The organism is Sulfitobacter rhodophyticola (assembly GCF_041281685.2).
In the GTDB taxonomy this organism is placed as follows: Bacteria; Pseudomonadota; Alphaproteobacteria; order Rhodobacterales; family Rhodobacteraceae; genus Sulfitobacter.
In genome coordinates this window covers 1-12,340 of the sequence record NZ_CP166250.2, presented here as the reverse complement: position 1 = coordinate 12,340, position 12,340 = coordinate 1, and the positions used below count along the sequence as shown (strand labels likewise).

At 57.1% G+C, this 12,340-nt stretch carries 14 protein-coding genes; 8 read left to right on the top strand and 6 right to left on the bottom strand.

Annotated elements, in window-relative coordinates; translation table 11 throughout:
* Window positions 1-74: 74 nt before the first annotated feature.
* The 5 genes from petA to AB4X18_RS00505 all read right to left on the bottom strand — a co-directional run bounded on the left by petA (window position 75) and on the right by AB4X18_RS00505 (window position 4,041).
* On the bottom strand, window positions 75-635 hold the full coding sequence (gene petA, locus AB4X18_RS00525; RefSeq protein WP_058314115.1) for a ubiquinol-cytochrome c reductase iron-sulfur subunit: 561 nt from the start codon (window positions 633-635) through the stop codon (window positions 75-77).
* Between the two features lie 84 nt (window positions 636-719).
* Window positions 720-1,394 (bottom strand): TVP38/TMEM64 family protein, encoded by a 675-nt coding sequence (locus tag AB4X18_RS00520; protein WP_058314114.1) that lies wholly within the window; start codon window positions 1,392-1,394, stop codon window positions 720-722.
* A gap of 138 nt (window positions 1,395-1,532) precedes the next feature.
* Window positions 1,533-3,095: a multicopper oxidase domain-containing protein gene (locus AB4X18_RS00515; protein WP_235872021.1), complete on the bottom strand. Its 1,563-nt coding sequence runs from the start codon at window positions 3,093-3,095 to the stop codon at window positions 1,533-1,535.
* A complete protein-coding gene (locus AB4X18_RS00510) occupies window positions 2,983-3,309 on the bottom strand; it encodes a rhodanese-like domain-containing protein (RefSeq protein WP_235872038.1) in 327 nt (108 codons plus the stop codon). The genes AB4X18_RS00515 and AB4X18_RS00510 overlap by 113 nt, the downstream gene beginning before the upstream one ends.
* A 180-nt stretch (window positions 3,310-3,489) precedes the next feature.
* On the bottom strand, window positions 3,490-4,041 hold the full coding sequence (locus AB4X18_RS00505; protein ID WP_058314111.1) for a calcium-binding protein: 552 nt from the start codon (window positions 4,039-4,041) through the stop codon (window positions 3,490-3,492).
* A 208-nt stretch (window positions 4,042-4,249) separates the two neighbouring features.
* Between AB4X18_RS00505 and AB4X18_RS00500 the strand changes: the two genes are divergently transcribed.
* The 4 genes from AB4X18_RS00500 to ccmI are packed head-to-tail and all read left to right on the top strand — an operon-like array spanning window position 4,250 to window position 8,440.
* The gene (locus AB4X18_RS00500) at window positions 4,250-6,250 is read left to right on the top strand and encodes a heme lyase CcmF/NrfE family subunit (RefSeq protein ID WP_370399026.1); all 2,001 of its coding nucleotides are present in this window, start codon (window positions 4,250-4,252) and stop codon (window positions 6,248-6,250) included.
* 2 nt (window positions 6,251-6,252) lie between these two features.
* Window positions 6,253-6,819 carry a DsbE family thiol:disulfide interchange protein gene (locus AB4X18_RS00495; protein ID WP_370398979.1) on the top strand — a complete coding sequence of 189 codons (567 nt, stop codon included), beginning with the start codon at window positions 6,253-6,255 and terminating at the stop codon, window positions 6,817-6,819.
* The gene (locus AB4X18_RS00490; protein WP_058314109.1) at window positions 6,816-7,283 is read left to right on the top strand and encodes a cytochrome c-type biogenesis protein; all 468 of its coding nucleotides are present in this window, start codon (window positions 6,816-6,818) and stop codon (window positions 7,281-7,283) included. The genes AB4X18_RS00495 and AB4X18_RS00490 overlap by 4 nt, the downstream gene beginning before the upstream one ends.
* A complete protein-coding gene (ccmI, locus tag AB4X18_RS00485) occupies window positions 7,283-8,440 on the top strand; it encodes a c-type cytochrome biogenesis protein CcmI (RefSeq protein ID WP_370398978.1) in 1,158 nt (385 codons plus the stop codon). The genes AB4X18_RS00490 and ccmI overlap by 1 nt, the downstream gene beginning before the upstream one ends.
* 25 nt (window positions 8,441-8,465) lie before the next feature.
* On the opposite strand, the gene AB4X18_RS00480 is transcribed toward ccmI, so the two are convergent.
* Window positions 8,466-8,879: a MerR family transcriptional regulator gene (locus AB4X18_RS00480; RefSeq protein WP_370398977.1), complete on the bottom strand. Its 414-nt coding sequence runs from the start codon at window positions 8,877-8,879 to the stop codon at window positions 8,466-8,468.
* Between the two features lie 76 nt (window positions 8,880-8,955).
* Between AB4X18_RS00480 and AB4X18_RS00475 the strand changes: the two genes are divergently transcribed.
* The 4 genes from AB4X18_RS00475 (at window position 8,956) to merA (ending at window position 11,892) form a co-directional block, all read left to right on the top strand.
* Complete coding sequence (locus tag AB4X18_RS00475) at window positions 8,956-9,363, top strand: mercuric transporter MerT family protein (protein WP_370398976.1); 408 nt, start codon at window positions 8,956-8,958, stop codon at window positions 9,361-9,363.
* A gap of 15 nt (window positions 9,364-9,378) precedes the next feature.
* Window positions 9,379-9,681, top strand: a complete 303-nt coding sequence (locus tag AB4X18_RS00470) for a hypothetical protein (RefSeq protein ID WP_055688104.1) — start codon at window positions 9,379-9,381, stop codon at window positions 9,679-9,681.
* 258 nt (window positions 9,682-9,939) lie between these two features.
* Window positions 9,940-10,326: a mercury resistance system transport protein MerF gene (merF, locus tag AB4X18_RS00465; RefSeq protein WP_370398975.1), complete on the top strand. Its 387-nt coding sequence runs from the start codon at window positions 9,940-9,942 to the stop codon at window positions 10,324-10,326.
* A gap of 135 nt (window positions 10,327-10,461) precedes the next feature.
* Complete coding sequence (gene merA / locus AB4X18_RS00460) at window positions 10,462-11,892, top strand: mercury(II) reductase (protein WP_370398974.1); 1,431 nt, start codon at window positions 10,462-10,464, stop codon at window positions 11,890-11,892.
* Window positions 11,893-12,340 lie beyond the last annotated feature (448 nt).

The following is a 12,340-nucleotide window of genomic DNA, read 5'->3' as shown; positions in this document are numbered from 1 at the left end:
AAGGCAGACTCAACCTGCATATGTAACAATTCGTATCGGGTTCGAGATTTTTCGGTCTCCGCCCGTGAAACCCGCTAGCCCAGTGTCAATATCATACCTTCCGAAACCGATAATGTGGGAATGTGAAGGTTCTCTGGTGCCGGCCCTTTCCGGATACGTCCCGCAGTATCGTAGTGGGATCCATGACACGGACAGAACCAGCCGCCAAAGTCGCCGGCACCATCACCGAGGGGCACACAACCGAGATGTGTGCAAACACCAATCATAACCAGGAAATTCTCATGTCCGGGCAGTGCTCTATTTTCATCTGTGGCCGGATCTTCACCACGAATATTTGGATTTCGAGCCACTGCATCGGGCAATGACAACACGTCCTCGGAGCGCGCCTGAGCGATCTCTTCTTCATTTCGGTGGCGGATAAAGACCGGTTTGCCCCGCCAACTTACTGTCAGTTGTGTTCCAGGCTCTACATCCGAAATGTCGACCCGGATGCTTGAGAGAGCCCGAACATCTGCAGATGGATTCATTTGATTGATCAAAGGCCAAACTGCCGAGCCAGTGGCAACTGCTCCCGCTCCGGCAGTCGCATAGTAAAGAAAATCCCGGCGATGCTGTTCGGTTTGCAACTCTGTCATGATTCGACTGTAGGGGCTTCCTGCGTGGGAAGGTCAATGTTGAGCAAGGCGGGTGAAGGAGTTGCTCTAGTCGGTAATCCAAACTCAGGAAGCTTTGTTTCGGCCGGAGGGGCGCAAAATCGCCACCAGAATCAACGGTGTTGCTGTCATCACTCCGAGACCAACGATGACCCACTCAGCGGCGTCGAAACTCCCTGACATCGCTTCTGCTCCAATATGCGCGAGCAGGAAGCTCGCAGGAAGAATTCCGGCGAGTGTTGCAATTAAAAAACGCCAAAGGTGAAGGCGGCTAAGGCCCGCAGCATAGCTCATTGCATCAAACGAGATGAAGGGCAAAAGACGGGAAGCAAACACCGTCAAAGTAAGCAAATTTTGAGACCCGAGCAAACCATAAGCGGCCTTGTTACCTAGCCATCGCTCGACGTAGACGCGCCCTAGGTAACGCGCGATGATGAACGCGGACAATGCACCCAGTTCCGACCCGATGGCTACATAGATGGCTCCTTCCATGTGGCCATAGGCAACTCCGCTTACAAGGGCGATCGGGGCACTGGGAATGGGGCTTGCAACGATTGATCCCATCATCAGCAAAACAATGAGAAGTGGCCCCCAAGGACCGGCACCATCAATCCAGCCCTCGACGGTTTCCCGGGTTATGTTCGGCCAATAATCCAAGGCCCACATGCCAGTGAGCAGCGCCGCAAGCACTGCGATCAGAACTAGTCCCAAGTGACGGGGATGCGTGTTACCCGATCGCATAGAGCGCCACGAAAACCGCTACAACGTCGACGTGAAAAGGACGCCCGATGTTCGATCCATTATCCATTTTGATCCCTCAATAAAGGCCAAGCACAACTGTCATGGTTCCAGCGAGTAGAGGGTCAAGCACATTCTTCATCATGAGACACTGAATTGTCCCATCATGCCGCCGTCTTCATGTTCAAGAATGTGACAATGATACATATACGGTGCCGACGATGGCGCCGGTTTTTCGAACGTTATCGCCAGTTCAACCTCGCCAGCCACGAGAACGGTGTCTTTCCAGCCCCTGTTCTCTGCCCGCGGCTGGCGTCCGTTGTCGGACAAGACTTGAAAGCGCACCCCATGAATATGAAACGGGTGCATCATCATGTCGCCGCGGACAATCCAGCGCTCGGTGCTGTTGAGCTTGGTAGAGAAATTGAGGGCGTTTTGATCATAGGGCGCGCCATTGATTGAAAACTGATTGCCGGAGCGGGACATCATCATGCCCATTCCCATCGACATGTCTAGAGTTAGACGCCGAACTGGGATATTGTTGGAAGAAAGGTCAGGCAACGGGCCATCCATGGCATCGGGCAGGGTGTCGATACGGACGGGGAGGGTTGTATCGACGGCGAAGTGCAGCACCGTAAAACGACCGCCAGAACCACTTCCCATCATTCCACCCATGGCGGAGTTTGCAATATCGTCGGACACCAGGACGCTGTCCCTGCCATCCGTGAAATCAATGAGAACTTCGACCCTTTCTCCTGGCGCAAGCACCATCCGAGTGAGTGCAACCGGTCGATCCAGGAATCCGCCATCCGTCGCCACGAGGTGAAGTGGCCGATCGTCGGCCAAGGACAGTCGGTAAATCCGCGCATTCGAACCGTTGACAAGACGGCACCGCACGACCCCCTTGGGAACCGCAGCTGAGGCTCCTGCCTGCCCGTTCACGAGCATTGTGTCACCTCGAAAACCATTCATCGATTGATGCATGCCGACATCGTATGTCATGCGACCGCGCCAATTAAATTGACGGTCCTGCAGCACGAGGGTCAAGTCATCAACCGCATAGGTGGACGGCAGACCACGTTCATCGTCTTCCCCATCGGTAACATGCAGAACACCTGCCAGTCCGAACATGACCTGTCGGGCTGTCGAACCGTGCACATGGCTGTGGTACCATGCTGTTGCTGGAGGCTGATCAAGGTTGAGTACCGGGTCCCATGATCGTCCGGGCGCGATGGCCTGATGCGGCCCACCATCGAAGGGGCCTGGAACAAGCAACCCGTGCCAATGCGACGAGACGGGTTCGTCCAGAGTGTTTTGCACCTCGGCCAAAGTCTCTGCATCGGTCAAAAGCCGGATCGTTGGTCCAAGATAGCCTTGGTTGTAACCGATGGTTTCGGTCGCGGAACTGCCGCGAAATCGGGTCGCGCCAGATTGAGCTTTCAGCTGAAATCGTCGCGATGTTGTTGCATCCAGAAGCTCTGGGTATTCAAGCTTCCGCCCTGTGCCGGATAGCGCAGCAGATGGCAGCACAGCGGCGGCTCCGAAACCTGCGGCATATCCAATTGCTTCACGGCGGTTCAAGAGGCGCACGTCAGGCCAAGCCTTCCGGAAGGGCCGCCAGGGCAGCTTCCATGCTGACAACCGGATGGCCGGCTGCAATCCAACCTTGCCCGGCGGCAGATCCCAGCATTCCTTCGGATACATCAACAAAGTCACTATACCCAGCTTGCTGGAGACTCCGCATCACACTTCCTGACCGACCACCAGTTGCACAAATGAGGGCGACAGGCCGGCCTTCAGCCATTGCACGGGCTGAAAAAAGCCGCTCGGGGAACCGGTCTTCGTGCATGCTGATCGGCCAGGCTCCTTCAGCAATCCCGGTGTCGGCCCATTCCGGCCGCGAACGGACGTCGATCATCCGGACGCGATCTTGCCGCAGCGCATTATACGCGGAGTCAGATGACCAAATCTTGGCTGTCTGTGCGACGGCTAAAGTTGGTGAGACGGCTGCAGCGATCAAGGCTAATCCGACCGTGCGACGTGTCAGATCGGATGGCATCGGAGGCCTCCTTTGGAATAGGCAGGCCTGAGGCTTTGTTTATTCATTGTCGCTACCATGGTGATCGGCAGATCCGGACGCATCCGACGTTGTTTGCATGTCGCCCATCCGTGTACCGGCGGCGTCCATTTCTTGCTGAGTGATCTGACCATCGGCATCCGCGTCCAGATGCTGGAATCGGTCAACCATGCGGTCGCGAACGACACTCATGTGCAAGGTCTCGAATTCCTCGAGGGTCAGCGCACCATCGGCGTCGGAATCAAATTCTCGCAACTTCACGCCCATGTGTGCGCGCATGTTCTGAGGATCACCGCTGGGCATCATCATGGCCATCATATCACGATCCATCATACCCATCATACCGCCGCGGCCACCCATCCTGGATGCGTGCATCTTCATCATGTTCTGCATCATGGACATCATGTCCCCACTCATCATACCAGTTTGCGCGGCACCATCGCCCATTGTCATGTTGGACATTGCGCCCGTATCAGGCTGAGTTTCGCCGCCGACATGCGACTCCGCAAACGCAGCTTGCGATATGCCAAAGGTAGTCAGCACGCAAAGTGCAAAAATGCTTCTATTTGCCATCGGTCTTTCCTTTCCAACTTACTCTCGAAACATCGTTATTATGTCGGATCAGATAAAGACCGGGGGAGGGGGTGTTTTGTAATGATATGTCACAGGGCTCTTTGTTACAAACGGTGACAAAGCAACCCCTGACGGTCTGCAGGCCGACTTGATAGGAATGGTACGAACCGCACAAAGCGGTGAGTTCATCGAAGGGGTGGATGATCAGATGACACCTGAAGTTGGTCATTTCGCGCTGGCCTTGGCCTTAGCTCTGGCGCTTGTTCAAAGTGTATTGCCAATCCTCGGTGCCAAACGTGGGAATATTCTTTGGATGCAATCGGCCCGATGGTCCGCGTTTGGACAGGTGCTCTTCGTCACCGTTGCATTCCTTGCGCTCATGCAGGCATTCATAACCAGCGACTTTACGGTCAAGAATGTTGTTGAGAATTCGAATTCACTCAAACCGATGTTGTATAAGGTGGCGGGCACATGGGGCAGCCATGAAGGCTCGCTTTTGCTCTGGACACTCATTTTGACGGTTTTCGGGGCTGCTGTTGCTTTGTTTGGATCCAATATTCCGCAAGCACTGAAGGCGCGAACGCTGTCGGTGCAGGCATGGATCAGTGTCGGCTTTCTGACCTTCATGCTGTTTACGTCCAACCCTTTTGATCGCGTCTTCCCGCCACCCAGCGACGGCCAAGACCTTAACCCGCTGCTGCAGGATGTTGGCCTCGCGATGCATCCACCGCTCCTTTATTTTGGATATGTCGGGTTTTCGATTGTTTTCTCTTTTGCCGTTGCAGCCCTTATCGAAGGACGGGTGGATGCCGCCTGGGCGCGGTGGGTGCGTCCGTGGACACTGGCCGCCTGGATGAGCCTGACCGCGGGCATCGCCTTGGGGTCTTGGTGGGCCTATTACGAGCTTGGCTGGGGCGGCTGGTGGTTCTGGGATCCTGTCGAAAACGTCAGTTTCATGCCCTGGCTGATGGGCACGGCACTGCTGCATTCCGCAATCGTGACAGAAAAAAGAGACGCCTTCAAAAGCTGGACAATTCTCCTCGCGATCCTGACCTTTTCCCTGTCCCTCTTGGGAACGTTTGTCGTCAGGTCGGGGCTGCTGACCTCTGTGCATGCATTTGCGGTTGATCCCGAAAGAGGCCTCTACATTCTGGGACTGCTGGCGGTGTCAATCGGTGGCTCGCTCGCGCTATTTGCATGGCGCGCGCCGATGATGGAACCGGGTGGGCTGTTCAAACCGATCAGCCGTGAAGCGGGCCTGTTGGTAAACAATCTGATCCTGACAACGGCCACTGGCGTCGTCCTTTTTGGTACATTGTACCCTCTGTTCTACGAAGCAATGACAGGCGGCGAAAAACTGTCGGTAGGCCCGCCATTTTTCAATGCTGCGTTTATTCCGGTCATGTTGCCGCTTGTCTTTGCAATGGGGTGTGGACCCTTCTTGTCGTGGAAGCGCGCGGATTTGCCGGGCGTCCTGCAACGTCTGCGCTTTGTCGCCCTTCTTGCCGTGCTGGCGACGCTTGCGGTCTGGTATCTGGCGGAAGGTGGCCCGGTGTTGGGTTATCTGTCTCTAATGCTCGCCTTTTGGCTGTTCATGGCGACAGTGCGAGAATGGGCGATGCGGATCAAGCTGTTTGAAGGCCCGCTTTCAACATGCTGGCGCCGGGCTTCAAATCTGCCCAGATCCGCGCATGGCATGACGTTGGCCCACGCGGGTCTTGCTGTTGCCATGTTCGGATTCATTGGCTCAACCATTTGGAAATCCGAGGAGGTTGTCTTTGTCCAGCCTGGCGCGGACATCAGTATAGGAGGCTATGATGTAACGTTCAGTGGGGTCGAGAGGGTGCGTGGACCCAACTACTTTGCGGATCGCGGCCAACTGACCGTCACGCGGGATGGGAAATACGTAACCGATCTCTTCCCGGAGCGGCGGACTTACCCGGTTGCACAAAGCACCACGACTGAGAGCGCTATACGCTCCACACTGGCAGGAGATCTCTATACGTCCATCGCGAACCCGGCCTCCGAGAACGCCAGTACACAAGGCGCATGGACTCTTCGTATTCTGTATGAACCGTTGGTCAATTTCATTTGGATCGGGTCCGCGATGCTTGTTCTAGGTGGTGGTCTTTCGCTGTCGGATCGTCGGTTGCGCGTCGGTGCACCTCGTCGCAAAGCAGCTGTGACCGCTCGGGTTCCGGCAGAGTAACGATGGGACGTATACTGGCATTCATCCCGCTCGCGATCGCGGCGGTATTTGGCGGGTTCTTCCTATGGGGGCTGAACCCCGATCGGGATCCAAACAACATTCCATCTGTTTTGATCTCCCAGCCTGCGCCCCAGTTCGATCTGGCTGCCATTGAGGGGTTGGAGACGCCCGGCTTGTCCCGCGCCGATCTCGTGGATAACGCCGGACCGGTCATCGTGAATGTGTTTGCTTCGTGGTGCGTACCCTGCCGGGCGGAGCATGGCATACTGACCCAGATGGTCGAAAAAGATGGGCTGAGGCTGTTCGGTATCAACTACAAGGACAAGCCGGAAGATGCGACAAAATGGCTGGCGGAGCTTGGCAATCCCTATGAAAGGATTGGCTCAGACTTGAGTGGAAGGGCTGGCATTGAATGGGGCCTGTCGGGCGTACCCGAGACGTTCATTGTCGGACCCGATGGAACTGTGTTGTTCAGATACGTCGGGCCTGTTGTTGGTGATGAAGCCATTGCTAGGTTCAGAGAGGCGCTCGTACAGGCAGGCGCATTGCCGAGGGGGCAGAACGGATGAGGCATGTGATCATCGCGCTTTTTTTGCTTCTTCCGGTGATGGCCTTTGCCGTCGAGCCGGACGAGATGTTGCAGGATCTGGTGCTTGAAGAGCGCGCGCGGGTGATTTCAAAGGAACTGCGCTGCGTCGTCTGTCAAAATCAGGATATCGACAGCTCCAATGCTGGCGTTGCGCGGGATTTGCGGATTTTGGTGCGTGAAAGGTTGGTCGCTGGCGACAGCGATGAAGAGGTCATCGCGTTTATTCATGCGCGCTATGGCGACTACGTTCTGATGCGCCCGCCTTTCAATGCCTCCACCCTGGCCCTTTGGTTGGCGCCCTTTGTTTTGGCTGTCGTTTCTCTCCTGGCGGGCTGGGCGATCATTTTGAAAAGCCGGCGCAAAGGCGTCGTGGCGGATTTTTCCGAAGTTGAGGAAGCCGAGATTGCGCGTTTCATCGACATTAACACTCCAAAGGACAATTGATGATCTGGTTGGTTTTTGCCGCACTGTCCACAATTGGACTGCTCTTTGTGGGACTACCGCTCCGACGCCGGTCAGAAATGACGTCGGACATGGCGGATACAACCCCCGCCGTTCTCTTGGACCAATTGGATGAGGTCAAACGGGACCTTGAGCGCGGTGTCATTTCTGGCGCAGAAGCCACCGCGGCAGAACAGGAGATCAAGAGACGGATTCTCATGCAGTCGCGCAAGACTGCTCAGGCGACCAAGGAACTGACATCGGGTGGTCGCTTTGCCATTGTTCTGAGTGCTATGTTCGTTCCGGCCTTCGCATTCGGTTACTACACGGTCATGGGATCACCGGAGATACCCGGCATTGCATTTTCCGAGCGGACAGCTGAACGTCAAGAGACGGCGAAAGTCGCAGATTTGACAAATCAGCTTTATGATCGGCTCACGAATGATCCCTCTGGAGGACCGTCAGAAGGCTGGATGCTTCTGGGACAAACCTATTCCAGAATGGGTCGGTTCGCAGATGCTGCCGAGGCCTTCGGGATTGTCGCCAAACGACCAGAAGCCACTTCGGCCGTTTTCTCCATGCTTGCAGAGGCCCTTATCTCGGCAGAGCAAGGTGTTGTGACACCGGCTGCGGTGACCGCAATCGAGCATGCGATGGAACTGGACCCGTCCAATCCCGCGGCGGTCTTCTACAAGGCAGTCGCATTGAGACAGAAGGGCGACATCGCGCAGGCACATGACTTGCTGGTAAGACGACTGAACAACGCGGACAGTTTCTATCCCTGGATGGAAAGCTTTGTTGCTGAAGCAAACCGAATTGGCACCGAGATCGGCAGAGCTCCAATCTCACTGGCTAATTTTGCACCGATGGTTAGTGCAACCGGGCCTTCTCAGGAAGATATAGAAGACGCTCTAGACCTGACCGTGGAGGAGAGACAGGCGTTCATCATGTCGATGGTTGAACGGCTGGCTGCGCGTCTTGAAGATGAGCCGGATGACTTTGACGGGTGGATGCGGCTTGGCAACGCTTTCTCCGTCTTGGGTGATAGGGAACAGGCAATCGCCGCACTTGAACGTGCTGAAGTACTGTTATCAGTAGCTCCGCAAAACGATCCGCGGCGGCAAACTCTACAAGAGGCACTGGCCAGGATGCGCCAATAGCATCTTTCCAGACCTGTTTTCGTGCTCATGCATCGAAAAGCGCATCAATGATGGCACAGTCGGGTGCCGCATCGCCCGTGCAGCGCGCGAAGGTTTCCGATAGGACGCGTTCTATCCGTGTCAGATCGGCTATTTTTGCGCGCACTTCTCCGAGATGTACTTCGGCCATGGATTGGACTTCGGCGCAAGTCTGGATCCGATTATCAACCAAGCCCAGCAACCCGCGAACCTCTTCTAGCGAGAAACCGAGATCTCGGGACCGCATGACGAACTTCAATCGTCGTACATGGGTATCATCGTAGCTTCGATAGCCCTTCGTACTGCGCGGCGGGTCCGGCATGATCCCGATTTTCTCGTAGTAGCGAATGGTTTCCAGGTTGCAGCCCGTCGCTCGTGCCAAATCACCCCGCCGAATTGATCTCACGCTTCTGTTACTCATTGTGCCGAAAAACCCCTTGAGCCTGTATCAACTACAGACCCTAGAACGGTGGAAACATCTGTTCAAGGAAGATTCGATGGAACAACATTTGGCAGAACTGCCGCAATCTCAGTCGCAGAAAACTGGCGACGAAACCACCAAGGGATGGGGCGTGACCGGCCTCGGCGTCCTCGGTGCGCTGGCGATGACTTCTTGCTGCATCCTTCCATTGGTGCTCGTCAGCTTTGGCGTGACAGGCGTGTTCATCGCGCAGCTCGGGGCGCTCTATGCCTACAAATGGTACGCCTTCGCGCTGAGCGCCGCGTTTTTGGGATACGGCTTCTACAAGGCTTACAAGCCTGTAGATGCCGAGGCCTGTGCCGATGGCACCTGCGCCCGCCCCATCGACCGCCGCATCATGCGCGCAACCCTCTGGGCCGCGTCCGCGATTGTCGCTGTCGCCATGATCTTTCCCTACATCACCCCCTTCATCCTGAAACTCTGAACGAGGACCAAGACCATGAAGCATCTTCTACTATCCGCCCTGACCATCGCCGCCCTCTCGACTCCGGCCCTCGCTGAAGAGCGCCAGGTCGAGATCGCCGTCAGCGAACTGACATGCCCGTCCTGTTCATTCATCGTCGCCAGCTCGATGCGTGGTGTTCCGTCAGTCGAGATCGCCGCATTCGAGGACGGCCCCGAATACGGGCAGGGTGTTTACAGCGTGACCTACGATGACGCCGAGACTTCCATCGAAAGCATCATCGGCGCGGTGACAGCCAATGGCTATCCGGCGCAGGTGCTGCCCGACACAGCCTCCTAAGCCCTCTGCAATGCGTGACAATTTTACGGGTGGTCTACTGGCCTTCGCGGTAGCGGCTCCGATCGTGGTCGTCTGCTGCGGCGGCGGGACTGCCGTGTTTGCGGCGTTGTTCGGGGGGATTGGTGCCTGGCTTTCAGGAATGAGCGGGATTGCCGTGCTGGTTTTAGCGGGTCTGACTTACCTGATCGTACGCGCACTGCGTCGTTTGCAAACAAAGCGAACCTCTAGCACCGAACCATCACAAAGAAAGATGGCCCCTTGACTGACACACCTGGAAATCCCGACCGCCTGCTGAAATGGGGGCTTGGCGGTGCGCTCTTCGCCGCGCTCTGCTGCTTTACACCGCTTCTGGTCGTCATCGTCGCTGGCGTCGGACTGTCGGCCCTCACGGGCTGGCTCGATTACGCCCTGTTCCCGCTGCTGTTTTTCAGCCTCGCCGTGGTGGCACAGGCCCTTTGGCTGCGCGCTGGCAAGCCGGGACCGGCCCCGAAACTCTGGGCCACTGGCCTCGCGGCAGCTCTGTCGATCCTGATCATTCTCCTCGAATTCAGGTTCGCAATACGGATCACAATCGGCGTTTTCGCCGCCACAGCGCTCTACGCGGTTCTCCTGAACCGTGCGCAAAAGAAAGGATCGCTCTTATGATGATGGGATGTTGCACCGCCACCGGCATGGTCTTCGGCCTCCTCGGCATGTTGACACCGCTGATCGCAATCGGCGCGGTCGTCTATCTGCTCTCGGCTAAATCGAGAAATCACGAACCAGATGAGGTACGCTAAGATGAAAGACCTAATCAAAGGGGGCGACGGCCAAAGCGGCTATGACCTGATCGTTCTTGGGGCCGGATCGGCGGGGTTCTCCGCCGCAATTACCGGCGCGGATGCCGGAAAGCGTGTCGCCCTCGTGGGACATGGCACCATCGGCGGAACTTGCGTCAACGTGGGATGCGTGCCCTCCAAGGCGATGATCCGTGCGGCAGAGGCCGTGCACGGTGCGGGGGCTGCCAAGCGGTTCCCCGGCCTGTCGGGACGGGCACAAGTGGATGATTGGCAGACGCTCGTTCAGTCCAAAGACGATCTGGTCGCGACCCTGCGCCAGAAGAAATACGCTGACCTTTTGCCAGAATATGAAGGTGTCGATTACATCGACGCAGGTCCTGCGCGACTGGTCGAAGGTGGCGTGACAGTCGGTGAGCGAACCCTGACAGCGCCGAAGATCATTATCGCCACGGGCGGGCGTCCCGTCCTGCCGACCATCGACGGGATCGAGAAAATCGGCGCGCTCGACAGCACCAGCCTTCTGGAACTCGAAGTGCTGCCGAAAAGCCTGATCTTCATCGGCGCGGGCTACATTGGCGCGGAACTGGCCCAGATGATGAGCCGCATGGGCGTGAAGGTCACGCTCGTCGCCCGGTCGCACCTGCTGCCCGGAGCGGAGCCGGAAGTCTCTGAGGCGCTGGCGGAGGCGTTCGAGGCCGAAGGGATCACCCTTCTGACCGAATTGAGCTACGACAATGTGCGCCGCGACGGCGCGGGCGTGACACTGCGCGTGATCCAGGACGGAAAGCCGGTCGAAGTGACGGCGGATCACCTCGTATCAACCGCTGGCAGGCGGGCAAATACCGAAGATATGGGCCTGGACGCAATCGGCTTGGAAACCGATGCACGCGGGTCCATCGTCGTCGGCGACGACATGCAGACATCGGTGCCCGGCATCTATGCTGCGGGCGATGTGACCAACCGTGACCAGTTCGTCTATATGGCGGCCTATGGTGCAAAGCTCGCAGCCAAAAACGCAGTGCTTGGTGAGGACCATCGTTACGACAACGCCGCGATGCCCTGGGTTGTGTTTTCCGACCCGCAGGTCGCGGGCGTCGGTCCCAGTGAAACCCAGGCTCGGGACGCGGGCTTCGACGTCAAGACGTCCATCGTGCCGCTCGATCAAGTGCCGCGCGCGCTGGCCGCACGCGACACGCGCGGATTGATCAAGCTGGTGGCGGACAGAAAGACCGACCGGCTGCTTGGTGGCCAGATCATCGCGCCCGAGGGGTCCGATACGATCCAGACCCTCGTCATGGCGCTGAAGTTCGGCATGACAACAAAGACGCTCGGCGAGACGATCTTCCCGTATCTGACGACCGTGGAAGGGCTGAAGTTGGCGGCGCAAACCTTCGACATGGACGTGGCGAAGCTGAGCTGCTGCGCGGGATGACAGATCGGCAAAAAAACTGGAGGCTCTGGCAACCACTACAGCGTGTTGCAAGATGCCTTAATTGAAAGCAAACCCGCTCCTTCCATCGTCGCAGGATACTTTTTGAACGCCCTTTCCAGACAGGCCCACCAGTCGGCAACCATCGGGTAGACGCACATTGTCGGCAGCGGCCCGTGTAACCGACGGAGGCTCTAACGGACAAATCCCGCCTGACGTCGAGCATCCGCCCAGGACAAGCAGACCGACGATGGTGGAACTGAGGGCCAGACGACGCTTAGCGCGAGCGTGCAATGTCCCGAGCAGGAACCTGTCCATCGCGGAATTCTGCATCCAATGTATCCTCTTGCGCCTGCTCATCTTTTGACCCGTGGCACGACTTTCCAATCAATTTGTGCATCACAACGTGTGCCCCGAGGCAGAGTGCGATCGGCGCAAAAAGCCCGACGTT